We start from the raw sequence: 23,595 nt of genomic DNA on the forward strand, positions 1-23,595 counted from the left end.
TTTTATGTTATTGATGTTGGTCTAAATGGTTGTTCTTCTGGAACTATAACACTTCAAAATCCTTCAGGAACAATAACCTTTGCAACTATAAATGCTGGATTTAATCAAAGCTTTAGAGCTGTAGCACACGTACCAAAGGGATACACAATGCTTGTAAATGAACTTATGGTTTCTTGTAATGGTGGTTACTGTAAATTTTATCTATGTGTATACAAAAATTTTGAACACATAAACGAAGGAAAAAATGTTCTATTTATTGCAGATGTAATAGGTATAACCAATATAAACTCTAGTCAACACTACTTTGTACCTGTAGTAGTTACTGAAAAACATTCTGTTAAAATAACAGCTATTGCTGGAAAAAATGGGGTTAGTGGGCAGGGAAGATTTTGTTTCTACCTTCAACCTAAAGCTATTAAAGAAAACTTTTATTAAAAATGGAGCCGTTAGGCTCCATTTATCTTGGCTGTTGCAACTACATTGGCACCTGTTCCTAAAACATTCTCTATAATAACATCCCCAATTTGAATGGGTGCTACAGCCTTTATCTTATTTATCTCCTTCATTATTTCAAATATCATATCCTTTGGAATCTCTCTATCTGTTTTAACTGACACAAGAGGTTTATCTCCACCCTCAACTTTTACAGTTGAAGTTATTATTCTTTTAGGATTTGTTATTTCATTTTTAGCATATTCTTCTCCTCTTTTGCATTTATTTCCAGACACCTTTATATTTTCTCCAACTTCAACCTCAAGCTGACATCCTAAGGGGCAGCTTATACAAGTCATCTTTTTAATCATTTTGCCACCTCCTCTAAAGCAAATACCAGTTCACAGGATTTTACTTCCCTTAAAACATCCTTTGAAAGTTTAACACTTTCCATCTCTCCTGGTGAAACGTGATTTCTTCTAACTTTATAGATAATTTTATCTCCATCTCTTACAACCAAATCAACATTATGATATACATCGTTTACCCTCATATAAAAGTTTACTTTATCCTTAACATTTTGGGGATTTATTCTATTTGGAACTACATATCTAATACCAAAACCTGTTTTTGTGAAAAATCCTTTTTCATTCTTGATATATTCTCCCTTAATATACTTTGCAGCACCATAACCTGCAAGAAAGCTTTCTTCTGTAACATAATCTACTAAATCGTGGACGTGAACAACATTTCCACAGGCAAAAATTCCATCCACACTTGTTTCCATTAGTTCATTTACATAGGCTCCAGAGGTTACAGAATTTAAATTTATATTTGCCTCTCTTGATAGTTCATTTTCTGGTATTAATCCTACAGATAATAAAAGGGTATCACACTCAATATATTGTTCTGTTCCCTCAATCGGTCTTCTATTTTCATCTACCTTTGCAATTGTAACTCCTTCTAACCTTTCCCTTCCGTGTATTCTTGTAACTGTGTGGTTAAATAAAAGGGGTATGTCAAAGTCTTCGAGGCACTGAACAATATTCCTCTTAAGTCCAGTTGAATAGGGCATAAGTTCTACAACCATCTTAACTTCAGCACCCTCAAGGGTCATTCTTCTTGCCATTATAAGCCCAATATCTCCCGAACCTAAAATTACAACCTTTTTACCAACCATATAGCCTTCCATATTTACAAACCTTTGGGCTGCACCTGCAGTAAAGACTCCAGCCGGCCTACTTCCTGGTATATTTAAGGCTCCTCTCGTCCTTTCTCTACATCCCATTGCAAGTATAACTGCCTTTGCATCAATTTCAATAATTCCGTCCTTTGGGTTTAATGCAGTTATATGCTTATTTTCTGATAAATGTAATACCATTGTATCTAATTTATACTCAATTCCCAACTTTTCAACCTCATCTATAAATCTTTGAGCGTATTCTGGTCCTGTAAGCTGTTCTTTAAATATATGAAGTCCAAAGCCATTGTGTATACACTGCTGAAGTATACCTCCAAGTCTTTTATCCCTCTCTAATATTAAAATATCATCTATTCCATTCTTCTTTGCCTCAATTGCTGCTGCAAGACCTGCAGGTCCACCGCCTATTACAACCAAATCCCTCTTCATTTTTTCTCCTCCCATCACTTTGTCTTACCAGTTAAAATAAAGCTGCCTTCATCTGACTTTTTAACTTCAGTCGGAGGTATATTAAGTTCCCTTGCAAGTATTTCAACAACTCTTGGCATACAGAAACCTCCCTGGCATCTTCCCATACCTGCTCTTACCCTTCTCTTAACTCCATCTACACTTCTTGCCCCAAGGGGTCTTCTTATCGCACTAACTATATCTCCTTCTGTTATGTGCTCACATCTACAAATTATTCTTCCATAAATTGGATTTATCTTTAATACCTCTCTCTTTTCATTCTCTGACATATTTATAAAAAGTTTTGTATTTTCCCTTGTTGATATAAAATTCTTCTTTTTAATTAGTCTAAGTCCTCTTCTTCAAGAAGTGATACTACATAGGGAGCAATTGCTACTGATGCTGTAAGTCCTGGCGATTCTATTCCTGCTGCATTTACTGCATTTTTGTAGGTATATTTATTATAAAATCTCTCTTATCAGGTGTTGCTCTTATACCTGTAAAGGAGGTTATTATATCCCTTGGATTTAAACCCTTTACACTCCTGCTTCCACCCCTTAATATCTCTTCAAGTCCTTCTTTTGTTGTTGAAACATCATCCTTTTTATCCATCTCAACTGCATTTGGGCCAACAAATAGATTGCCGTGTACTGTTGGAGATACTAATATACCTTTTCCCTTGTTTGTAGGTGTTTGAAATATTGTCCTTGTAACCATTCCTCCAACTAATTTATCAAATAAACAATATTCTCCTCTTCTTGGTATTATCCTAAACCGTTCTCCTCCAAGCATATCATTTATGTCATCTGCAAAAAGACCTGCTGCATTGACTAAATATCTTGATTCTACTTTTCCCTTACTTGTTTCTATTGTAAATACTTCCTTATCCTTGTAAACCCTAAAAACTTTAGTTGAAAGCATAAATTCTACACCATTTTGATTTGCATTTTCTGCAAGAGCAATAGCAAGCTCAAAGGGCGATACAATTGCTCCAGTTTTTGCATAAAGAGCACCTACTACATTTCTTTGAATGTTTGGTTCTAATGATAAAACCTTATTTTTATCTATTACCTCAAGTTCTCTGACCCCATTTATTAGTCCTCTTTTATAAAGCATCTCTATATGCTTCAAATCCTCATCATTAAAAGCAAGCACAAGTGAACCATTTCTCTTATAAGGCACATCTAATTCCCTACATATATCTTCGTACATCTCACTCCCTAAAACATTAAATTTTGCCTTTAAGGTACCTTCCTTAGCATCATAACCTGCGTGTACTATTCCACTATTTGCCTTGGTAGAACCATTTGCTATATCACTACTTTTTTCTATGACTACTACCTTCAAATCGTATCTTGATAATTCCCTTGCTATACTTGTGCCAATTATTCCAGCACCAATTACTGCAACATCATACATAAAATAACCCCCTCTTAAAAATTAAGCCACAAAAACAGGACCACCTTTGTGGCCTATTTTTGTGGCTCTCATTTCTCGCCAAAATATTCTATTATTTATATTTTATCACATTATTATTCAAAAATCAATTACTCTTCCTTATCCCATTCTAATGCTCTCTTTACTGCCTTATGCCATCCCTTAATAAGTTTAATTCTCTTTTCTTCTTCCATACTTGGTTTAAACTTTCTATCTACAGCCCAGTTGCTAATTATTTCTTCTTTATTTTCCCAGTATCCAACTGCTAATCCCGCAAGGTATGCAGCACCTAAAGCTGTTGTTTCTATAACCTTTGGTCTATAAACATCAACATTTAAAATGTCCGATTGGAATTGCATTAAAAAGTTATTTGCAACTGCACCTCCATCTACTTTAAGTGCTGAAAGATTTATTCCTGAATCATCTTCCATAGCCTTAAGAACATCCATTGTTTGGTATGCCATAGATTCAAGGGCTGCCCTTATAATGTGCTCCTTTTTACTCCTCTTGTCAATCCTACGATACTTCCTCTTGCATACATATCCCAATATGGTGCACCCATACCAACAAATGCAGGAACAACATAAACTCCATTTGAATCTTCCACAGAGGTTGCATACTCTTCGCTTTCTGCTGCTGATTTTATCATCCTTAACTCATCTCTCAGCCACTGAATTACTGCACCTGCTATAAATATACTTCCTTCCAGCGCATATTCAACCTTTCCATCTACACCCCAAGCTATTGTGGTTAAAAGTCCATTCTTTGACTTTACAGGCTTTTCACCAGTATTCATAAGCATAAAACATCCTGTACCATAAGTATTTTTAGCCATTCCTTCTCTATAGCATCCCTGACCAAATAGTGCAGCCTGCTGATCACCTGCATCACCTGCTATTGGAATTTCTCCCCTATTACATCAACAGTTGTATAACCATATACACAGCTTGATGGTTTAACCTCTGGAAGCATTGATTTAGGAATGTTTAATATCTCAAGTATCTCATCATCCCATTTCAATTCATATATGTTATATAGCATTGTTCTTGAGGCATTTGAATAGTCGGTGGTATGCACCCTTCCACCTGTTAAATTCCATATTAGCCAAGTGTCAATGTTACCAAATAGAAGTTCTCCTCTTTCTGCCTTTTCCCTTGCACCCTCAACATTATCAAGTATCCATTTTATCTTTGTTCCTGAAAAATACGCATCAACTACAAGTCCCGTCTTATTTCTTATTATTTCTGCATATCCTTTATTTCTTAAATCATCGCATATGTCTGCTGTTCTTCTACACTGCCATACTATTGCATTGTATATTGGCTTTCCTGTTTTTTGTCCCAAACAACTGTAGTCTCTCTTTGATTAGTAATTCCGATTGCCGCAATATCCTGGGCAGTAAGTCCTGCCTTTGCTAAGGCTTCATTTGCAACACCTATTTGAGTTGCCCAAATTTCCATTGCATTATGCTCAACCCAACCAGCCTTTGGATATATTTGTGTAAATTCCTTTTGAGCAACAGATATAATTTGTCCACCCTTATCAAATATTATTGCTCTTGAACTTGTTGTACCTTGGTCAAGTGCTAAAATATACTTTGACATTTTAATATCCCCTCATTCATAAAAAGTAAAATATACATAAGATATTCAAAAGCCACAACACCCATTTTTGTGTTGTGGCTCTCTACACTCTGCCTATGTTTATTTTAACAGATATCAATAAGATATTTCAATATTTTTTGAAAAGTTAATATATTAACATATTTTATATCGAATAGTTTTTTACATCTCGTCCTTTATATAGCTCTTAATTTCCTCAACAGTACAAACCTTACCAAACATCTTGACCTTTTCATTTATTACTATTGCAGGAGTTCTCATAACACCATACTTCATAATTTCTTTAAAATCTTCAACCTTTATAACTTCTGCCTCTACTCCAAGTTCCTTTACAGCTTCTTTTGCATTTGCCTCAAGCTTTTTACAGTTTGCACAACCTGAACCAAGTATCTTAATTTGCATAAAAGCATCTCCCTTCAATAATATTATAACTATATTATAAAATAATTAATTAATTACGTCAACTTATATGAGTTTCATTATTAAACATACGCAATATAAAAAGCCCTTAGAAGAGGCATATCTAAAAGTTATGCACAAATACTTCTAAGAGCTTTAATCCAAAGCTAATATTCAGTTTTTATTTATTATAACTTATTTTGCAAACCAACTTCTTGTATTATTTGCAATCCTAACAAGTGTTAACATTATTGGAACCTCAGTTAAAACACCTACAACTGTTGCAAGAGCAGCCCCTGATTTTAAACCAAATAGCGATATTGCAACTGCAACAGCAAGTTCAAAGAAATTACTTGCACCAATTAATGAAGCAGGTGCTGCAATGTTATGTGGAAGTTTCCAAATCTTTGCCCACACATAGGCAAATCCAAATATAAAGAAAGTTTGAATTGTAAGTGGTACTGCAATTAATATAATGTGGAATGGATTATTTATTATTATTTCTCCTTGGAAAGAGAATATAATAACAAGTGTTAAAAGAAGTCCTACTATTGTTACATTATTAAATTTCTTTAAAAATACATTTTCAAAATAATCAATTCCCTTGTTCTTGATAACACTTCTTCTTGTTAGATAACCAAATGTAAGTGGAATAACTACAAATAAAATAGTTGATAGGAAAAGTGTATTATATGGAACTTTAACATTGCTTACACCAAGTAAAAATGCAACAATTGGTGTAAATGCAATAAGAATTATTAAATCATTTACAGCAACTTGTACAAGTGTATATCCTGCATCTCCATCTGTTAAATAACTCCAGACAAATACCATTGCTGTACAAGGTGCTGCACCAAGAAGAACAGCTCCAGCTATATATTCAGTTGCAAGATTATCCGGAATAAAGCTATTGAATACTATTTTGATAAAAAGTAAGCAAATAAATACATAGTAAATGGCTTTATTAGCCAGTTTGTTACACAAGTAACTATAAGTCCCTTTGGTTTTTAGTAGCATTAACTACGCTTGAAAAATCAATTTTTAGCATCATAGGATAAATCATAAGCCAAATCAAAATTGCAACAGGTATTGAAACATTTGCATACTCAAATTTACTTAATGTTTTTGGTATTATAGGAATGTATTTTCCTATTAGAATACCAACAATTATACATAGAGCAACCCAAATAGATAAATATCTTTCAAAAAACCTAAACCCTTTTTCTTTTCCATTTCATTACCTCCTTTAAAATTTTAATTTACCTTCCTTTAAATCTTCACAGGACATACCACTCATAATATATTTATTTAGGTTTTTTTATCTTCTAATAATATATCATATTTGTTAAAATTTTGTCTAAGTGTTTCATACAAACTTTGATATTTTTTATAAAATCCGAGTTTATAAAATAATATACATATTGTCCCTTTTTATAGCTCTTTAAAATATCAGCAGATGAAAGCTTATTTAAGTGTCGAGAGGCATTGGACTGGTTGAGTCCAAGAAGTGCCTCTATTTCACAAACACAAAGTTCCTTAACCATAAGAAGATTTATTATTCTTAATCTTGTTTCATCTGATAATGCCTTTAATATATTTACAATTTCCATAGGTTTCACCTAAAAATGTTTTTGTATTATTTGCTTAAGTTCTTCTTTGTTTTTAAATCCAATGATTTTTTCTGCAACTTCACCATTTTTGAGAATAAGTGTAGTTGGTACACTCATTACCTTAAACTTTCTTGCAACTGACATATTTTCCTGTGCGTTTATTGTATAAAAATTAATATTATCAAACTCCTGTGCTACTTCTTCAAGTACAGGTTTTAATTGAACACATACAGGACAAGTTGTTGTATAAAGCTCTAAAACTCCTGTTATACTATTCTCCATTCCTTCAAAATTTACTTTATTAATTTCCTGTAATTTCATAATATCACCTTCCATATAAAGTATATGATTCTTTAATCATATAATAATACTTTTATACATTTTTTCAATAAAAAATCATATATATTTGTTAACTTTAAGTTAAATTAACAAATAAAATTACAAATATTCCTGTTTAATAAAAAAACTATAGAAAGTTTTCTTTCTATAGTATCTGCATTATCATAGATTAAATTCCTTTGCTACAAGTTCCACAGCCTTTAATTTATCTTCCCTATTTATAGTACAGGTAATTCTTATCTCTGACGTAGTAATCATTTTAACCTGTATATTATTCTCCTTAAAAACTTTAAAAAGCCTTGCTGCAACACCTGATGTGTTCTTCATTCCAATTCCTACAATAGAAAATTTAGTTATATTCTCATCTATAAGAGGTTTCTTAAATGTATATAATCTAATAACCTTTAAACATTCATTTAAATCTGCCTTTGGTATAGTAAAGGATATATTTACACTTCCGTTTTGTGGTGCAGTCTGACTTATCATATCTACATTTATATTTCTTAAGGCTATTGACTCAAATATACTTGAAAGAACACAGATATCATATTCTATATCAAGTAGAGTTATTGATACATCTTCGTCTGAAACCGCAAGCCCTGTAACTGGTTTTGTTTCCATATTTTCTACCTCCCTTATATATGTTCCCTTTATATCACTACAGCTTAATCCAACATAAATAGGTATATTAAACTTTTGAGCAAGTTCTACAGACCTTGAATGCATTACCTGTGCACCAAGACTTGATAGCTCAAGCATCTCCTCATAGCTTATATTTTCTATCTTTTTGCGTTTTTATAAAGGCGTGGATCTACACTATATATTCCATCAACATCTGTATATATCTCACACTCTGCATCTAATTTAACTGCAAGTGCTACAGCAGTTGTATCTGAACCTCCTCGCCCTAATGTTGTAATGTCCCCATAATCCGTTACTCCCTGAAACCCAGCTACAACAACTATTTTGCCTAATTCCAATGCATTTTTTATTGGAGCTATGTTGATGTCTTCAATTAATGATTTTCCATATACACCATTTGTTCTTAATTGAATTTGAAAAGCATTAAAGGATATTGCGTCATATCCTAAATCCTTTATAGCCATTGCTAATAGTGAACTTGAAATCATTTCACCCGTTGCAAGCAGTGCATCCAACTCTCTTTTATCTGGTGTTTTGGAAATTTTATTTGCAAGTTCAATTAAGTCATCTGTAGTATCTCCCATAGCTGAAATTACAACAACTACTTGATTCCCTTTATTTTTCTTATCAATTACACATTCTGCAACTTTTTTTATCTTTTCAGTTGTAGCTACTGAACTTCCACCATATTTTTGTACAACTATTGCCATTAACCACTCCTCCTTTATAAAAAATAAAAGCAGCAAGGTTTGTTCAAGCTGCTTTTGCATACCCAAACAAAACCTTTGTAGCTCTCCACCTTAAGGTGACAGCTGAGTGCATATTCTGCAAACAGCCAGGCAAATAGCTCGGCGACTATTCCCTTCGGCCTAAAGCCCCTTTCCTAAAGTATCTTTGCTTGCCAAGCTCCACTTTAGTACTCTTGACTTAGGCACCTCTACACAAGGCATTGTTGTTTTTTATTTAACTTTATTGGGAATATATTACCACAAATATTTATGCGATTCAACTGTATATTTATTAATTTTCCGAAATAAATTAAGAGGGGTATACCCCTCTTAATCACTGTTGCCTTAGTGTATTTGCAATGTTTTGGCAAGCATTTAATGTATTTTGTAGACTTTGAATTTGTTGCTCAATTTGAGCTTTGGTATTTTGATTTTCTACTGTTGTTGCTGCCTGTCTTAAGCTGTTTAGTGTATTTTGTAGATTTTGTACACTTTCTTCTACATTTTGTCTTGCATTCTTTTGTAACATACCTAATACCTCCATTTTAATTTTTTCACAGTAATATTTTTACCTATAATCTAACTAAAATTCGTGGAAATTTGTTGATATTTATTATAAATTAAATTATAATTACAATAATTAACATTTAACATAATTCAATAATACTCAATTAAATTAGTTTAATACTATACATTAACACTCTCATTTCTATTTTTTAAAATTAGGTTAAAATATATCTATACTCTAAAAAAGGAGACGAAAAGCTATGACACGAAGGCTAATTGAAGCGTATTTAAAAATAAAACAGATAGAAAATATGTTGGATATCTATCAGGTGGAGTAGGTATTTTCATCAATATACTTCTTTTTATATTTAAATTTATAGTTGGTACGATTAGTGGAAGTATTGCAATAACAGCTGATGCCTTTAACAATTTATCAGATGTAGGCTCCTCTGTAGTAACAATCATTGGTTTTATGATAGCTGACAAACCTGCTGACAAGGAACATCCCTTTGGACACGGTAGAGGTGAATACATCGCAGGCCTTATTGTATCTATACTTGTACTATTAGTTGGGTTTGAGTTTTTAAAATCCTCCTTCGAAAAAGTTTTACATCCTTCTCCACTTACCTTCAACGTTTACACTATTATAATTCTTGCTGTTTCTATAATAATAAAGCTTTGGCTTGGTTATTTTAACAAAGTTTTATCACAGGTATCTTCATCAGGTGCAATAAATGCAACATCCTTTGACAGCTTTAGTGATGTGATAATAACATCTACGGTTCTAATTAGTTTTTAGTTGCTAAATTTTTTAATATAACTATTGATGGTTATATAGGATTAATAGTTTCGCTTTTTATACTCTATGCTGGGTATAGCCTTATAAAAGAAACAATAAGCCCTCTTCTTGGTGAAGCTGCTGACCCAGAGCTTGTAAAAAAATAGTTGAAAATGTAAAATCCTATGAAGGTATAATTGGCGTTCACGATCTTATTGTTCATACATATGGTGCTCAAAAACAATTGCATCTCTTCACGCAGAAATTGATTATAGAACTGATATATTAGAGGCACACGAGTTAATTGATAAAATTGAAAATGAGGTATCTAAAAAATTAAATATTGTTTTAATACTGCATATGGATCCTGTTGTTCTTGATAACAAAGAATTAGAAATAATAAGATTTAAAATTAAAGACGTACTTTCTAAATATGACTATATACTTGATATTCACGACATTAGATTGGTTGATGGAAAGCATAAAAAGAATATAATATTTGATGTTGTATTTTCAAATGATGTTAAAAAGGATGAAATAAATAAAAAGTATTTGAAATCATAAATGATTTAAGCAAAGTTCTTACTAACTATGAAATAATTATTCACGTCGATAATATCTATGCAGATTTTTAATTTTATTTGAAATTATACTTCTACTTTGGTAAAATATATGCAAGCTTATTTTAAGGAGGGTTTTAATAATGTCAGCTTTTGATGTGCTAATGGAACGTGGCTTTATTGAACAGCTTACCCACGAAGATGAAATAAAAGAATTATTAGAAAAAGAAAAGATAACATTCTATATTGGTTTTGACCCAACTGCAGATAGTCTTCACGTAGGTCACTTTATCGCTTTGATGGCAATGGCTCATATGCAAAGAGCAGGACATAGACCAATTGCCCTAATTGGTGGCGGTACTGCTATGATTGGAGACCCGAGCGGTAAAACTGATATGAGAAAAATGTTAACAAAGGAAGAAATACAATATAACTCAGAATGTCTGAAAAAACAAATGGAAAGATTTATTGATTTTTCTGATGGAAAGGCTATAATGGTTAACAACGCTGATTGGCTTTGGAATTTAAATTACATTGAATTTTTAAGAGATGTAGGTGTACATTTTTCAGTAAATAAAATGCTTACTGCAGAATGTTTTAAACTTAGAATGGAAAAGGGATTATCCTTCCTTGAATTTAACTATATGTTAATGCAGGCATATGATTTCTTAGAACTACATAAAAGGTTTGGATGTGTAATGGAACTTGGCGGAAATGACCAGTGGTCCAATATACTTGCTGGTGCAGACCTAATTAGAAGAAAAGAAGGAAAACCAGCCTATGGATTAACTTTTAAACTTTTAACTAACAGCGAAGGAAAGAAGATGGGCAAAACTGAAAAGGGAGCATTATGGCTTGACGCAAATAAAACAACTCCATTTGAGTTCTATCAATACTGGAGAAACGTAAACGATGCAGACGTTGAAAAATGCCTTGCTCTTTTAACCTTCCTCCCAATGGATGAGGTTAGAAGATTAGGTGCACTTAAGGATAAAGAAATAAATGAAGCAAAAAGGTACTTGCCTACGAAGTAACAAAGCTTGTCCACGGTGAAGAAGAAGCTAAAAAGGCTGAACAAGCAGCAATAGCACTATTTGAATCTGGTGGAGATTTAAGTAATGCTCCAACCTTTGAAATGCCATCTAATCTATTAGGTCAAAAGGTTATTGATGTATTAGTAGAAATTAAGGCTATACCTTCTAAGAGCGAAGGAAGAAGACTTATACAACAAGGCGGTTTATATATAAACAATGAAAAAGTTTCAGATATGGATTTTGTAATAGATTCATCTCTATTTAAAGATGGAGAAATGCTTGTAAGAAAAGGTAAAAAGACCTTCTATAGAGTTGTACTTGTTTAAAGATAAATATAGGGACTAGTAATTATTTACTAGTCCCTTTTATATACTACTTCACCATCTATAACAGTCATATAAACTTCAACATCCTTAATCTTTAGGGAGTCAATATTAAATATATCCTCCTCAAGAACTACAAAATCTGCATATTTACCCTTCTCTAAAGTTCCATAAACATCTTCTATATAGTTTGCATAGGCTGAATTTTTGGTATAACATTCTACAGCCTGTTTCACAGTTACCCTTTCCTGAATATTTAAATTTAATTTATTAACCGAACAGTATATACCAAGCATTGGTTCAAAGCCTTTAAAAAGGTTCCGTCCTTCTTTTGCACATACTCTGCACCAAAGGGAGTATCACTATTAAATATTGTTGTTATGCCCTTATCAATAAATGTTCTATATCTATAAGTATCCCTTATTCTTCTAAAACCAAGTCTTGTCAAGGTTAAATTACTTTCTAAGTTAAATATAGGCTGAAAGGATGCTATAAGGTTTAACCTTTTAAATCTTTCTATATCTTCCTCCTTTATTATCTGAATATGTTCAACCCTATTTCTGACTTTATTATTTGGATAAATCTTATATACCCTTTCATATATATCTAAAAACTTTTTCATTGCTAAATCCCCAATAATATGAACAGCTATTGGAATATCATTCTTTAGGGATTTTTCGATAATATTATATATTTCTTCATCACTTAAATTTTGACATCCATAGTTATTTGTATCATCTTCATAGGGTTCACTTAGTAAAGCCGTCCTTGAACCAAAGCTGCCATCAACAAAATACTTTATAGGACCTTTTTAAGCTTTTTGTCTCAGAAAGTTTTATAAATTCATCATACTCCTTAGAATTACCTAAACTTCCTGCTATAATTCTAACCTTTATTTTTCCTTCACTTTGAAGTCTTTTATAAGTGTTATAATATCTTGGGTATTGAGTCATAATGTCGTTTACTAATGTAACTCCATTTTTTATAAGCTCACTATCTACTCTAAGTAACGCTATTTCGTAATATATGTCGGGCATCATTTCCATTATCTTTCCTACTATCTCAAATACCCAACTTTCATAAAATAAACCTGTTAAACCAAACTCATCCTTTCCAACTGTTTCCGATTCAATTACCTTCTCATCATCTTTAAGATTAAGTACCTCTAATGCCTTGGTATTAAGTATGAGGGAGTGTCCATCCTGCCTTATTAAACATACTGGCTTATCACTAACTACTTTATCAATATCATATCTATGGGGCATAATACCGCCAAATACTATTTCACTCCAACCTGATCCCATAATCCAAGAATCTTGTTCTTTTGATTTACTAAAGGAATACAATGCGTGCTCAAAATCCTCTCTATTTTTCACATTTTTAAAATCCATTTCAACCATACTTCTTGCAGCCTCTATAAGGTGCATATGACTTTCTATAAAGCCAGGCAAAACTGCTCTACCATTTAAATCAATAATATCGCAGTTTGAAAATTTTTCTATTAAGTTTTGATTTGATAATTCAACTATTTTTCCATCTTCTATATACATAGATGAAAAGATACTGTCGTTTTCATCCATTGTATATATTTTAGCATTGGTTATTAAAATTCCTGACATACTCACTCCCCTTACCTATATAGTTCTATAACAAAACATTACTTCCTTTCAACTTAAATTAATTTAACATTTTATTTTAAAATCGTTCATATAAATTATTAAAAGCATTATAGGTGGTTATTTATGCAACAAACAATACCTCTTCACACTATTAATCCTACTGATGAAGAAAGGTATAAGATGCTAAAATTTCTACTAAAGCTTGATAATAGAGTAGGTGACTTTGATGAAATTATAAAACTTATGTCTCCTCCTGAAGATATCGAAACTATATGTTCTAAGCTTCAGGGAAAGGCATCAAAGTCGCTGTTATAGGTGCTGGCTGTGCAGGACTTTGTGCCAGCTATGAATTAAACAAAATTGGGTGTGATATTACAATATTTGAAGCTTCTAAACGAATAGGAGGTAGAATAAAAACACATTATTTTGATAAAGAATCAAATCAATATGCTGAACTTGGTGCAATGCGTATAGGTATTTCCCACGAAACTGTATGGCACTATATTAAAAAATTTAAACTAAAAACACGACCCTTTATAAGCAAAAGCTACTCGTCCCTCTTTTATATACGTGGAAGTTACGCTTTAAACGAACCAAGCGGAAAAAGTGTTATGGATAATATTTACCCCAAGTTCAAACTTTCTAAACTTGAAAAAAACTCCCTCCAAACAAGCTTATTTTACAAATGTATAACAAATACTTTTATAACCTAACCTCAAATGAAAAAACTGAATTAATTAAAATAAAACAAAACTACTCCCATAAAATAAGAGAAATTCAAAACTTATCCTTAAGACAGGCATATGAAAATACAAACCTGTCACAGGATGCCATATCTATGATTAGCTATCTTTCATCCCTTGAAGCCGATTTACTACACATTAGCTTGTTTGAGATATTAGGTGAGCTTTATACCGTTGACTTTGCTTATAACTATACTATAGAAGGTGGTATGACAAACCTCCCACTTGCCTTTTATAACCAACTCATCTCTTCAGATGGACCTGGTAAGGTGCAATTTAAATTTGGGCATTTAGTAAACTCAATTATAAAATCTCCATATAGAGATAAAATTATACTTGAAGTATCTGATCTAAATGATAAAAATGTTTATTATAAAGAATTTGATTATGTAGTATGCTGTATACCCTTTTCGAGTCTAAGGAGAATAAAAATATCACCTAATTTCTCTACACTTAAGATGCAGGCAATAAATGAATTAAATTATGAAATAGGTCAAAAACCTTTTTATATCTTAAAGAGCGTTTTTGGGAGAAAGATGAAAGCAATCTAATCTTAGGAACCACTTTAACAGATTTAATCACAATCTCTACCCTCTATGGTACCGACCATATAGAGGCTGTCCCAAATAGACTTTTTGAATATAAACTCACCGAAAATACTTCCTATAAAACACCTGGAGTTCTTCTTGCATCATATAATTGGCATCAAAATGCTCTTCGTTTAGGTAATCAACCCGACTTAATAAGAATTAAGGAAGTTTCAAGCTGTATTGAAACTATCCATAAGCTTCCTAGAAATTATATAGAGGATAACATTATTGATTATTCCACAATACTATGGTCAAATATTCCATTTATTTGGGGTGGTGTAGCCCTATTGACACCAGGCCAAAAAGAGTTATTCCTTTATGAAGCAACTTTACCTGAAATGAATAACAGAGTATTTTTGCAGGCGAACACGTTTCTACAAAACACGGATGGCAACAAGGTTCATATCAATCTGCAATGCTTTGTGCCAACAATATTGCAAAATTGATAAGGCAGAGAGATTAATTCTCTGCCTTAAAATGTTTTTTAAAATAGCTTTAACCTTAACTGAAGCTAAAAGGTTTACTTTATTTCTTCTAATTTTTGTATTAAATCATATTCTATTATACTATCTGAATACTTTAAAAATCTGTAAGCTCTCTCAAATTTGTCCAAATAATCCTCTTTGTTTAATTTCTTTCCTGTTTTTCTATCAACAACCTTATCAGCAAAATTTAAATAAGCTACATCATCTGCTATCCACGTTCCATTTCTTAATACAACAAAGCCTTCCTGTGTATTTAAAACATCTCTACCAAGTGTATATTTAACATCTATACCAAATAAATTGGCTAAAGTTGGATAAAAATCATATTGTCCCGTTACCTCTTTTATATGTCCCTTTATCTGTTCTTTTGGAAAGTGTATCATTGCAACTATCTTTTGTGCCTCTTGCCATTCAATTTCCGATATATTCTCTCTACCATAGAGTAGTTTTCCCATAATATCCTTCTTATCATATGGTATAGCATAATGGTCACCATAAAAAACAACTACAGAATTATCCCATAGCCCCTCTTTTTTAGCATATCTATAAAATCACCTATTGCTTCATCGGTATACTTAGCAGATTTTATATAATCTCCTATTATAGTTCCTTCAAATTCACCTGTATTTATTATATTATTTAGTCTATTTTGCGAGTCTTTATATGGGTAATGGCTGGATAAAGTAATTAAAAAAGAATAAAATGGCTTATCATACTCCTTCATCTTTGCTACTGCCTGTTTAAAGAAGGATTTATCACTTAACCCAAGTCCTTGAATGTCATCAATATTGAATGTATTTTCATTTTCATATATATCAAAACCTAAACTTTTATACATATTGACCCTATTCCAAAAGCCCGGTCTATTTGCGTGCATAACTGATGTAAAATATCCTATTTCCTTTATTTTTCAGGCAAAGCTTCATAATTATTACCTGCATATTGATAATATACTGCACCTTCCCTGATTGGAAGAAGGGAATTATTCATCAAAAACTCTGCATCAGACGTACCGCCATAGGCCGTTTGATAAAAACAATTATCAAATACTAAACTTTCTTTAGCAAGTTTGTTTAAATTAGGTGTTATCTCTATTCCATCAATTTTTTTATTTAATAAAAATCCTTGAAAAGCTTCAAGTTGAACTACAATTAAGTTTTTACCCTTCATACTTCCATAATACTTAGTTCCCTTTGATAGATTCTTTTCTTGAATCCATTTATTTATTTCATTTATTTCCTGTTCAGATATATTTCCTTTTTTAATACATTCGAAGTTATATACCTATAGAAATCAACTGCGTGAAAGTTAACATTACCTATTCTTCTAACAATATATTTTTTATCGTACATTGTTCTTGTTATTCCTGGTTGTTCCTTTTCAAGTGCCTTAACACTTGTGACAGAAAAAATCAACCCCAATGCTAATATAGATGCAAATTTTATAGTTTTTAAAGTAAACTTTGGTTTTTTACTATCTAATAAATTCTTGTATTTTATATATATTATAGAAAAAATAATTACGTCTATAAAAAATAAAAGGTCCTTTAATTTTATAAGAGATGTCACGCTATCTTTAACCTCAGCAGCTAATCTTGCTTGTTTAATTAATGCAACTGAAGTCACATCACAAAAATACCTATTATAAACAACATCTGTAAATAATATTAAACTTATAATAAAATCAACTATAATAAAACACTTTACTCTTTTGTTTTGTCTTATGAAGCTAAAAATAGATGCAATTATTAATGCTGACCCAAAACAACCTATGATTAAACTGTTTTTTGAAAATCAATTAAATTTAAAACATAATTAAAGGCTACCAGTTTAGAAAAAACAACTATTATAAAAATCAAAATATCCAAATCTTTAAATAACTTTTTCTTATCATAAAATCACTCCATTATTTTTTTGCACAACAATTAATATAATACTTTTAAAACCCTTTATAAATAGTTTTTGCATTATTAATAAAATATTAATAATGTTACTATATTAAGCCAAATTTAAATTCAGCACAAAAAAGAATCACGTTTAAAAAACGTCAGATTGTTGACAAACATAAAAGATGCTCTGATTGTGAAACTGCCCCTTGAAAGGATTTCAAATTGGCATATTTCATAAGCTTTAGCAAGTGCATCTTTAGACTTTGAAAAAGTCCGTAATTCGGCACACGATGTGCCGAGCCGAGCGGCCCTCAAGGATGAGGGCATCGCGAGGGTAGGACTTTTTCAAACAAAGAAAAGCTTAGACTTGCTTAGCTAAATGAAGGAATGCCAAGGGAATCCTTCAAGGGGCCAGACATATTATAGCTTTTTCAACAGCCTCACGTTTAAAAAAGTGATTTATTTTTCTTTTAACATTGCATACAGTTCTCTAACACTTTTATTTATAATAGGATGAACATAATCAGGATCTATGTCACATAAAGGCTTTAAAACAAATTCCCTATTATGCATATCTGGATGTGGAACCTTTAAATCTTCTTCGCTGTATATATCATCATTAAAGAAAATTATATCTAAATCAATTGTTCTTGGTCCCCACCTTATTATTCTCTCTCTTCCTAACTTCTTTTCTATATCCAATAACCTTTCTAATGTTTCTCTGCAGGTTAACTCAGTTTCTACTAAAATTACTCCATTTATAAATGGAGGCTGTTCCTTATATCCATAGGGCTCAGTTTCATAAATCTCTGATTTTTTTATTATTTTCATATCATTTTTTTCTATAAGCTCAAATGCTTTGCTAACAGTTTCATATCTATCTCCTATATTACTTCCAAAGGCAATAAATACCCTATTCATTTTAATGCCTCCATCATCATAATTGCTCTTTTATTTTCTAATACATCGTGAACCCTAATAATATCAACATTTTTCATACTTGCATAGCAGGTAACTGCAATTGTTCCTTCAAGTCTTTCCTCTGGTGGTACATTCCCAAGTGCAACACCAATACTTGATTTTCTGGATACTGCAAGAAGTATTGGAACTTCTAAGTCATTAAAATAATCAATGTGTTTTATAAGCTCTATATTGTGTTCATAGGTTTTACCAAACCCTATGCCTGGGTCAATTATAATCTTATCCTTTGAGATTCCATTTTTATTTGCATATTCTATTCTTTCTATAAAATAATTTTTTACTTCTTTTAATACATCTTTATACTGAGGATTTTGTTGCATATCCTTAGGAGTTCCTTTAATGTGCATTATAATTATCGGCACATTATACTCCTTTACAACCTTTGCCATATCATTATCAAAGGTCATACCGCTTATGTCATTTATTATATCTGCTCCAACCTCAATTGCCTTTTTGCAGTTTCTGCTCTATATGTATCAACCGAAATTAATATCTGTTTATTTTCTTTTCTTATAGCCTCAATAACTGGTATTACTCTATTTATTTCTTCCTCTACTCCAACAGGTTCAGAACCTGGTCTTGTTGATTCTCCCCTACATCTATTATATCTGCACCGCTTTTTATCATTTCCATAGCTCTTTTTACTGCTTGTTCTACTCCACTTACCCTTGAATTTGAATAAAATGAATCTGGTGTTGCATTGAGTATTCCCATTATCTTCATTCTATCGAATTCATATACTCTACCGTCCCTTAGTGTTATATACCTCATTCCATCATCCCCTTTTCTGTATAAGCAAAGGCGTTATGATTATGTATACTTTCAATGCTTTCTACACATACACTGTACCACTTTATTTCTTTTATTCCTTCTAATCTAATTGCAACTTCCCTTGCTACATCCTCAACAAATCTTGGGTTTAAATATGCCTTTTCTGTAACCCATTTTTCGTCCTTTCTCTTTAAAAGTGAAAATACAGGTGTACTCGCACTCTCTTCAGCAACATTTACAATATCCTCAATCCATATCATTTTATCTGTTTTAATCTTTATATCAACTGTTGCCCTTTGATTGTGTGCTCCAAATTCGCTTATCTCCTTTGAACAAGGACATAATGTTGTAACTGGTACCTTAACCTCTAATATAAAATCAAACTCACTATTTTTCGTTGCCTCAAAAGCACATTGAACATCATAGGGAGATTCTATCTGAGTCACCGGAGAAGGTTTTGAAATGAAATAATCAAATTCCATTCTACAATGAGCAACCTGTGCATCTAATTTTTCCTTTAAATCAGTTAACATTGCTTCAATGTCCTTTGGTGACACAGACTTAAGCTCTTTAATAACTTCCACAAACCTACTCATATGAGTTCCTCTTTGAAAATGTGGCAAGTCAACAGATAATGCTACCTTAGCTATAGTGTTTTGTGTTCCGTTTCTTTTATCTTTTACAACTACTGGCCACTTTAAATTATTTATTCCAACGTGCTTTAATGGTATATTTCTAAAATCTCTTTCATTTTGTACATCCTTCATAAACTACCTCCTGTAAACTATACCACTTGTCTTTGTTTCCCAAACTTCTACTTCATATAATCTGCAGTTATCTCTTTTAATACATCGTACAGCTCATCCCAGACATATACTGCAATATTTTCAGCAGTGGGTTGTTCTATTATCTCATTAAGATATGTATGATCAAACTTATCAATAACTCTTTCCTTTACTATTCTTTTCAATTCAACAAAATCAAAAACCATTCCTTCACTGTCTGGCTCACCCTCTAATTTAACTACAAGTTTATACGTATGTCCGTGTAGTCTTTCGCATTTTCCGTGATAATGTATTAAATTATGTGCTGCATCAAATTCAAATTCCTTTATAAGAATCATACCTTCACTCCATTCTTAAGATTTTATCAAGATTATAGCACAAAGAACAACATTTCTCAATTCAACATATTAGCAAATATAATTTTAAAAGTCCCCTATTTTAATAGAGGACTTTCTCGTATCTATAAACAATTCTCTCCATCAATATAAACCTTTTCAACCTTAGCTCTTAAATCAAAGGGATGATGACTCCAGATTACAATATCAGCATCTTTACCTTTCTTTATACTTCCAACCCTATCATCAATCCCTAAAATCTTTGCTGGGTTTATAGTAAGCATCTCTAATAATTTTTGTTCGTCAGCACCATACCTTAGAGCAACTCCTGCGTGGATATTAGCATTTTCTAATGGTATAACCGGATGATCACACATTATTGCTGTTAATATATTTTTTCACTAAGTATCCTAACTGATTCATAGGTTTTATCCTTTAGTTCTAATTTCGTTCTAAAACCAAACAAAGGACCTATAACCAGCGGTATATCATTTTCCTTAATATAATCAGCTATTTTATAGCCTTCTGTTGCGTGTTCTAATACAAGTTTAAATCCAAACTCCTTTGCTATTCTTATTGCTGTTAATATGTCATCCCTTCTATGGCAGTGTATTCTTGCAGGTATTTCACCCTTTAGAACTCTCTCTCCTATTTCTAATTTAATATCCCTATCAATAAACTCTTTATTTTCCTTTTCACATTGTTTCTTTTTATTTATATAATCTTGTACCTTTATAAAATATCCTCTAATTAGTGCTGCTGTTCCCAGCCTTGTTGAAGGAGTTTGATTTTTACTGCTGTATACCCTCTTTGGATTTTCCCCCAATGCCATCTTTAAACCTGCAGGCTCCTTTAATATCATTTTATCAACTATGTTTCCCTTTAGTTTTAAAATTGCACCTTGGCCTCCTATTGCATTTGCACTCCCAGGAAGTATCATAACAGTTGTTACTCCACCCTCTAAGGCTCTTTTAATTGCAACATCATCAGGATTAAAGGCATCTATTGCCCTAACTTCAGGTGTTAATGGATTTGTTGCTTCGTTACCATCCTGATAACCTGCCCCTACTCCTTCCTCAAATAGTCCTATATGACTATGTGCATCAATAAATCCAGGAAGTATATATTTCCCTTCGGCATCTATAACAGTTGTATCTTTCTCCTCAATACTTTCTGCAACATCTATAATTTTACCATTTTCAATCAATATATCTCCCTTAAAGGGTTTTCCCTCAATAGGATAAAGAAAACCAGATTTAATAAGTATTTTCAAAATTACCACCCCTTCTTTTATTATACATCAATCCCTATTAACTAACACTAAGTTTTTGTTCTTTTTCTCCTTGTTTTATCTTTTTCTTTAATTTATTATATACAATAATAATTTGTGTTCCTATTAAACCTCCAATTACCCCACCTACCGCTCCAAAGAATAAAGAAAGTAAAACTTTAGTAGCAGGATTAAAGGCAAAAGGTGCAAGCATACCTGGAATTGGAGATGCTGTACCTGGAGCATTATTAACTATTTTAAAATATGCTGCCCCAATACCAGCAAGCCCTCCACCTATAAAATCAGACAAATATATAGCAAAAGCATTTTTGGTAACAAGATCCGCCTGTGTAAGTGGTTCCAACATTACTGCTATTAAATTACCTCTATCTCCTATTTTAAATCTTTTAAATACAACTCCATTAGTAAAGGAGCCTCCAAAACAAGCTATGGCTGATATTCCCATAGCAAGCCCCTTTAAATTTAACATAGCTGTTAATGCCATTGAACTAAGTGGAGATGTACATATTATTTTAATTATTCCACCAAGCAACATACCCATTAGATATGGTGATTGTTCGGATGCTAACTTTATAACTTCTCCAATAGCTGATAGCGTATTACTTACAACAGGCTGAGTAATAACCCCTATAATTCTTGAAAAGGGAGCAATTATGATAGCTCCAAGAATTATTTCTAATCCACTTGGGATTTTTTCTTCTAATTTTTTGAAAAGAGTCCTACTATATATCCAGCAACAAAACCAGATAATATTGGCAGTTTATAACATACTGCACCAGCAACAACAGCATAAATAGGATTTACTCCCATATTAATTGAGAACTAAAATAGCTGCAATTGGCCCTCCCATACTTCCTGCTGCTTCTCCAACTTCTCCTAAAAATTTAATTCCTATAAAATCTCCAAGTATATATTTAAATATTGCTTCAATGAAAAATGTGGCTACTGCTGCTCCTGCAAGTCCAGACATTGCATTTTCACCCTTAGGTGCCTTAAATGTAAATAATGAAAATGCTGTAAGCACTAACATTAGTAAAAATATTCCCTTAATAATAGTCATAACAAACCCTCCTTAAATTTTTATGTAAAAATTAATAAATAACAAAGGACAAGGGAAAAGAAGCACGATAAAAAGCTTCTCTTCCCCTGTCCTTTATCTGAAAGCTTCTTGCAAAACAAAAGTTTGCAAGTTACTCCTTCGATGCCTAAATTTAGGTCTCTCCAGGGTTGTGTCCAGCTATTGTACATAACCTGAAAGTTTCAGAGTATCTCGAGAAAAATACTCCTTGCTCCTTCGGTCACCAAAAATTGATGTCTCCAATAGCCTTCATTCACCAATATTAAGTTCTACTATTATGATATGCTATATATGTTGAATTTTCAATATTTGTATAATTTAAATTATTTAAACATTTGCTTAATAAAATTGTAAATTATTTTTGCGGTAATTCCCCAAATAATTCTGCCACTATATTCATAAAAATAGATGGGACTTCTGTATGATAAGAGTCTATTATTCATCTTTTTGTACTTAATCTCTTTTTCAAAATTGGCTTTTATTATTGCAAAGTACATATCTGGAGTATTTTCTTTAAAATATTTTATTGGAACCTGAAAGATTTCTTCAACCTCGTCCGTTGATAAGTTAAAATTTAATTCTTTTAAAAATACAGTAAATACATAAATAATCCTTCCGTGATATGTCACTAACGTATCGAACTGACCAATATATTCAAAGCTGTCTTCACTAATTCCTAATTCTTCCATTAACTCCCTAAGAGCAGCTTCCTTTGGGCTTTCTCCTTCTTCCACTTTACCTCCTGGCAATGATATGTCACCAGGCTGAAATTTCAATTTATGAGACCTAACCTCAAATAATATTTTATATTCACCGTCATAGACAATTGGAATTACGACCGAATATGTTTTATATTCTTCATCTTGTCCCATTATTTTTACTTCTCTCTCCTTAAATAAATCCTTTAAAAAATCTATGTCCATTTAAAAACTTCCTCCTATTAAACTTAATTTTTTTAAATTTTATGTAT

24 protein-coding genes, 8 pseudogenes and 2 riboswitches are annotated in these 23,595 nt (G+C 32.0%); of the genes and pseudogenes, 7 read left to right on the forward strand and 25 right to left on the reverse strand.

Annotated elements, in window-relative coordinates; all coding sequences use genetic code 11:
* Nucleotides 1–147 precede the first annotated feature (147 nt).
* A complete protein-coding gene (locus tag PL321_RS13950) occupies nucleotides 148–435 on the forward strand; it encodes a hypothetical protein (protein ID WP_273962427.1) in 288 nt (95 codons plus the stop codon).
* Between the two features lie 11 nt (nucleotides 436–446).
* Here the strand turns inward: PL321_RS13950 and PL321_RS13955 are convergent, their stop codons facing one another.
* The 11 genes and pseudogenes from PL321_RS13955 to PL321_RS14005 form a co-directional block, all read right to left on the reverse strand.
* Nucleotides 447–803: a DUF1667 domain-containing protein gene (locus PL321_RS13955; RefSeq protein ID WP_273962428.1), complete on the reverse strand. Its 357-nt coding sequence runs from the start codon at nucleotides 801–803 to the stop codon at nucleotides 447–449.
* Complete coding sequence (locus tag PL321_RS13960) at nucleotides 800–2,062, reverse strand: NAD(P)/FAD-dependent oxidoreductase (RefSeq protein WP_273962429.1); 1,263 nt, start codon at nucleotides 2,060–2,062, stop codon at nucleotides 800–802. Before PL321_RS13960 ends, PL321_RS13955 begins: the two co-directional genes overlap by 4 nt.
* A 14-nt stretch (nucleotides 2,063–2,076) precedes the next feature.
* Nucleotides 2,077–3,499 (reverse strand): annotated as a pseudogene (locus PL321_RS13965) (NAD(P)/FAD-dependent oxidoreductase).
* Nucleotides 3,500–3,627: 128 nt separating this feature from the next.
* Nucleotides 3,628–5,121: pseudogene (glpK, locus tag PL321_RS13970) on the reverse strand (glycerol kinase GlpK).
* A 180-nt stretch (nucleotides 5,122–5,301) separates the two neighbouring features.
* On the reverse strand, nucleotides 5,302–5,541 hold the full coding sequence (locus tag PL321_RS13975; RefSeq protein WP_273962430.1) for a thioredoxin family protein: 240 nt from the start codon (nucleotides 5,539–5,541) through the stop codon (nucleotides 5,302–5,304).
* 192 nt (nucleotides 5,542–5,733) lie between these two features.
* A pseudogene (gene arsB / locus PL321_RS13980) lies at nucleotides 5,734–6,727 on the reverse strand (ACR3 family arsenite efflux transporter).
* 136 nt (nucleotides 6,728–6,863) lie between these two features.
* Nucleotides 6,864–7,148, reverse strand: coding sequence for an ArsR/SmtB family transcription factor (locus PL321_RS13985; RefSeq protein WP_273962431.1), 285 nt, complete (start codon nucleotides 7,146–7,148; stop codon nucleotides 6,864–6,866).
* 9 nt (nucleotides 7,149–7,157) lie between these two features.
* Nucleotides 7,158–7,469 (reverse strand): thioredoxin family protein, encoded by a 312-nt coding sequence (locus PL321_RS13990; RefSeq protein ID WP_273962432.1) that lies wholly within the window; start codon nucleotides 7,467–7,469, stop codon nucleotides 7,158–7,160.
* A 180-nt stretch (nucleotides 7,470–7,649) separates the two neighbouring features.
* Nucleotides 7,650–8,839 (reverse strand): annotated as a pseudogene (locus PL321_RS13995) (aspartate kinase).
* A gap of 70 nt (nucleotides 8,840–8,909) precedes the next feature.
* Nucleotides 8,910–9,077: riboswitch (Lysine riboswitch) on the reverse strand.
* Between the two features lie 114 nt (nucleotides 9,078–9,191).
* Nucleotides 9,192–9,386, reverse strand: a complete 195-nt coding sequence (locus tag PL321_RS14000) for a hypothetical protein (RefSeq protein ID WP_273962433.1) — start codon at nucleotides 9,384–9,386, stop codon at nucleotides 9,192–9,194.
* 236 nt (nucleotides 9,387–9,622) lie between these two features.
* A complete protein-coding gene (locus tag PL321_RS14005; protein WP_273962434.1) occupies nucleotides 9,623–9,829 on the reverse strand; it encodes a hypothetical protein in 207 nt (68 codons plus the stop codon).
* Between PL321_RS14005 and PL321_RS14010 the strand changes: the two genes are divergently transcribed.
* The 3 genes and pseudogenes from PL321_RS14010 to tyrS all read left to right on the forward strand — a co-directional run bounded on the left by PL321_RS14010 (nucleotide 9,753) and on the right by tyrS (nucleotide 12,062).
* Nucleotides 9,753–10,163, forward strand: coding sequence for a cation diffusion facilitator family transporter (locus tag PL321_RS14010; RefSeq protein WP_273964579.1), 411 nt, complete (start codon nucleotides 9,753–9,755; stop codon nucleotides 10,161–10,163). The two genes, PL321_RS14005 and PL321_RS14010, sit on opposite strands and share 77 nt — an antisense overlap.
* A gap of 339 nt (nucleotides 10,164–10,502) precedes the next feature.
* Entirely contained in the window at nucleotides 10,503–10,706 is a 204-nt protein-coding gene (locus tag PL321_RS14015) for a hypothetical protein (RefSeq protein WP_273962435.1), read from the forward strand.
* A gap of 136 nt (nucleotides 10,707–10,842) precedes the next feature.
* Nucleotides 10,843–12,062 (forward strand): annotated as a pseudogene (gene tyrS / locus PL321_RS14020) (tyrosine--tRNA ligase).
* A 29-nt stretch (nucleotides 12,063–12,091) separates the two neighbouring features.
* On the opposite strand, the gene PL321_RS14025 reads toward tyrS, so the two are convergent.
* From PL321_RS14025 to PL321_RS14035, 3 genes are read right to left on the reverse strand one after another with little or no spacing between them, the layout of a single operon-like run.
* On the reverse strand, nucleotides 12,092–12,355 hold the full coding sequence (locus PL321_RS14025) for an amidohydrolase family protein (RefSeq protein WP_273962436.1): 264 nt from the start codon (nucleotides 12,353–12,355) through the stop codon (nucleotides 12,092–12,094).
* Nucleotides 12,322–12,861, reverse strand: coding sequence for an amidohydrolase family protein (locus PL321_RS14030; protein WP_273964580.1), 540 nt, complete (start codon nucleotides 12,859–12,861; stop codon nucleotides 12,322–12,324). The genes PL321_RS14025 and PL321_RS14030 overlap by 34 nt, the downstream gene beginning before the upstream one ends.
* The gene (locus PL321_RS14035; protein ID WP_273962437.1) at nucleotides 12,845–13,678 is read right to left on the reverse strand and encodes an amidohydrolase family protein; all 834 of its coding nucleotides are present in this window, start codon (nucleotides 13,676–13,678) and stop codon (nucleotides 12,845–12,847) included. The genes PL321_RS14030 and PL321_RS14035 overlap by 17 nt, the downstream gene beginning before the upstream one ends.
* Nucleotides 13,679–13,801: 123 nt before the next feature.
* Between PL321_RS14035 and PL321_RS14040 the strand changes: the two genes are divergently transcribed.
* Genes PL321_RS14040 through PL321_RS14050 form a run of 3 tightly spaced genes read left to right on the forward strand, consistent with a single transcriptional unit; the run spans nucleotide 13,802 to nucleotide 14,972 of the window.
* Nucleotides 13,802–13,993: a hypothetical protein gene (locus PL321_RS14040; RefSeq protein WP_273962438.1), complete on the forward strand. Its 192-nt coding sequence runs from the start codon at nucleotides 13,802–13,804 to the stop codon at nucleotides 13,991–13,993.
* Entirely contained in the window at nucleotides 13,990–14,391 is a 402-nt protein-coding gene (locus PL321_RS14045; RefSeq protein WP_273964581.1) for a flavin monoamine oxidase family protein, read from the forward strand. The genes PL321_RS14040 and PL321_RS14045 overlap by 4 nt, the downstream gene beginning before the upstream one ends.
* The gene (locus PL321_RS14050) at nucleotides 14,364–14,972 is read left to right on the forward strand and encodes an FAD-dependent oxidoreductase (RefSeq protein ID WP_273962439.1); all 609 of its coding nucleotides are present in this window, start codon (nucleotides 14,364–14,366) and stop codon (nucleotides 14,970–14,972) included. Before PL321_RS14045 ends, PL321_RS14050 begins: the two co-directional genes overlap by 28 nt.
* Before the next feature lie 559 nt (nucleotides 14,973–15,531).
* Here PL321_RS14050 and PL321_RS21600 read toward each other — a convergent pair.
* From PL321_RS21600 to PL321_RS14120, 11 genes and pseudogenes are all read right to left on the reverse strand, one after another.
* Nucleotides 15,532–16,373: pseudogene (locus PL321_RS21600) on the reverse strand (LTA synthase family protein).
* Nucleotides 16,374–16,399: 26 nt separating this feature from the next.
* Complete coding sequence (locus PL321_RS14065; RefSeq protein ID WP_273962440.1) at nucleotides 16,400–16,666, reverse strand: hypothetical protein; 267 nt, start codon at nucleotides 16,664–16,666, stop codon at nucleotides 16,400–16,402.
* 62 nt (nucleotides 16,667–16,728) lie between these two features.
* A complete protein-coding gene (locus PL321_RS14070; protein ID WP_273962441.1) occupies nucleotides 16,729–17,121 on the reverse strand; it encodes a hypothetical protein in 393 nt (130 codons plus the stop codon).
* Between the two features lie 722 nt (nucleotides 17,122–17,843).
* The gene (gene folK / locus PL321_RS14075) at nucleotides 17,844–18,305 is read right to left on the reverse strand and encodes a 2-amino-4-hydroxy-6-hydroxymethyldihydropteridine diphosphokinase (RefSeq protein ID WP_273962442.1); all 462 of its coding nucleotides are present in this window, start codon (nucleotides 18,303–18,305) and stop codon (nucleotides 17,844–17,846) included.
* Nucleotides 18,302–19,136 (reverse strand): annotated as a pseudogene (gene folP, locus PL321_RS21605) (dihydropteroate synthase). The gene folK and the pseudogene folP overlap by 4 nt, the downstream one beginning before the upstream one ends.
* Nucleotides 19,133–19,903 (reverse strand): GTP cyclohydrolase FolE2, encoded by a 771-nt coding sequence (gene folE2 / locus PL321_RS14095; protein WP_273962445.1) that lies wholly within the window; start codon nucleotides 19,901–19,903, stop codon nucleotides 19,133–19,135. The pseudogene folP and the gene folE2 overlap by 4 nt, the downstream one beginning before the upstream one ends.
* Before the next feature lie 47 nt (nucleotides 19,904–19,950).
* Nucleotides 19,951–20,259 (reverse strand): 6-carboxytetrahydropterin synthase QueD, encoded by a 309-nt coding sequence (queD, locus tag PL321_RS14100; RefSeq protein ID WP_273962446.1) that lies wholly within the window; start codon nucleotides 20,257–20,259, stop codon nucleotides 19,951–19,953.
* Nucleotides 20,260–20,381: 122 nt separating this feature from the next.
* Nucleotides 20,382–20,633 (reverse strand): amidohydrolase family protein, encoded by a 252-nt coding sequence (locus tag PL321_RS14105; RefSeq protein WP_273962447.1) that lies wholly within the window; start codon nucleotides 20,631–20,633, stop codon nucleotides 20,382–20,384.
* An 8-nt stretch (nucleotides 20,634–20,641) separates the two neighbouring features.
* Nucleotides 20,642–21,529 carry an amidohydrolase gene (locus PL321_RS14110; RefSeq protein WP_273962448.1) on the reverse strand — a complete coding sequence of 296 codons (888 nt, stop codon included), beginning with the start codon at nucleotides 21,527–21,529 and terminating at the stop codon, nucleotides 20,642–20,644.
* Between the two features lie 37 nt (nucleotides 21,530–21,566).
* Nucleotides 21,567–22,607 (reverse strand): annotated as a pseudogene (locus PL321_RS14115) (PTS sugar transporter subunit IIC).
* 76 nt (nucleotides 22,608–22,683) lie between these two features.
* Nucleotides 22,684–22,782, reverse strand: a riboswitch (glycine riboswitch).
* Nucleotides 22,783–22,948: 166 nt separating this feature from the next.
* The gene (locus PL321_RS14120) at nucleotides 22,949–23,548 is read right to left on the reverse strand and encodes an NUDIX hydrolase (RefSeq protein ID WP_273962449.1); all 600 of its coding nucleotides are present in this window, start codon (nucleotides 23,546–23,548) and stop codon (nucleotides 22,949–22,951) included.
* Nucleotides 23,549–23,595: the final 47 nt, after the last annotated feature.

The sequence above is a fragment of the Caloramator sp. mosi_1 genome, from assembly GCF_028622835.1.
Taxonomy (GTDB): Bacteria; Bacillota; Clostridia; order Clostridiales; family Caloramatoraceae; genus Thermobrachium.

Coding starts and splice junctions, on each gene's coding strand:
- PL321_RS13950 (WP_273962427.1), top strand. CDS start 148: ATGCTTGTAAATGAACTTATGGTTTCTTGTAATGGTGGTTACTGTAAA.
- PL321_RS13955 (WP_273962428.1), bottom strand. CDS start 803: ATGATTAAAAAGATGACTTGTATAAGCTGCCCCTTAGGATGTCAGCTT.
- PL321_RS13960 (WP_273962429.1), bottom strand. CDS start 2,062: ATGAAGAGGGATTTGGTTGTAATAGGCGGTGGACCTGCAGGTCTTGCA.
- PL321_RS13975 (WP_273962430.1), bottom strand. CDS start 5,541: ATGCAAATTAAGATACTTGGTTCAGGTTGTGCAAACTGTAAAAAGCTT.
- PL321_RS13985 (WP_273962431.1), bottom strand. CDS start 7,148: ATGGAAATTGTAAATATATTAAAGGCATTATCAGATGAAACAAGATTA.
- PL321_RS13990 (WP_273962432.1), bottom strand. CDS start 7,469: ATGAAATTACAGGAAATTAATAAAGTAAATTTTGAAGGAATGGAGAAT.
- PL321_RS14000 (WP_273962433.1), bottom strand. CDS start 9,386: ATGTTACAAAAGAATGCAAGACAAAATGTAGAAGAAAGTGTACAAAAT.
- PL321_RS14005 (WP_273962434.1), bottom strand. CDS start 9,829: ATGATTGTTACTACAGAGGAGCCTACATCTGATAAATTGTTAAAGGCA.
- PL321_RS14015 (WP_273962435.1), top strand. CDS start 10,503: ATGGATCCTGTTGTTCTTGATAACAAAGAATTAGAAATAATAAGATTT.
- PL321_RS14025 (WP_273962436.1), bottom strand. CDS start 12,355: ATGCTTGGTATATACTGTTCGGTTAATAAATTAAATTTAAATATTCAG.
- PL321_RS14035 (WP_273962437.1), bottom strand. CDS start 13,678: ATGTCAGGAATTTTAATAACCAATGCTAAAATATATACAATGGATGAA.
- PL321_RS14040 (WP_273962438.1), top strand. CDS start 13,802: ATGCAACAAACAATACCTCTTCACACTATTAATCCTACTGATGAAGAA.
- PL321_RS14050 (WP_273962439.1), top strand. CDS start 14,364: ATGTATAACAAATACTTTTATAACCTAACCTCAAATGAAAAAACTGAA.
- PL321_RS14065 (WP_273962440.1), bottom strand. CDS start 16,666: ATGAAGGGTAAAAACTTAATTGTAGTTCAACTTGAAGCTTTTCAAGGA.
- folK (WP_273962442.1), bottom strand. CDS start 18,305: ATGAATAGGGTATTTATTGCCTTTGGAAGTAATATAGGAGATAGATAT.
- folE2 (WP_273962445.1), bottom strand. CDS start 19,903: ATGAAGGATGTACAAAATGAAAGAGATTTTAGAAATATACCATTAAAG.
- queD (WP_273962446.1), bottom strand. CDS start 20,259: ATGATTCTTATAAAGGAATTTGAATTTGATGCAGCACATAATTTAATA.
- PL321_RS14105 (WP_273962447.1), bottom strand. CDS start 20,633: ATGTGTGATCATCCGGTTATACCATTAGAAAATGCTAATATCCACGCA.
- PL321_RS14120 (WP_273962449.1), bottom strand. CDS start 23,548: ATGGACATAGATTTTTTAAAGGATTTATTTAAGGAGAGAGAAGTAAAA.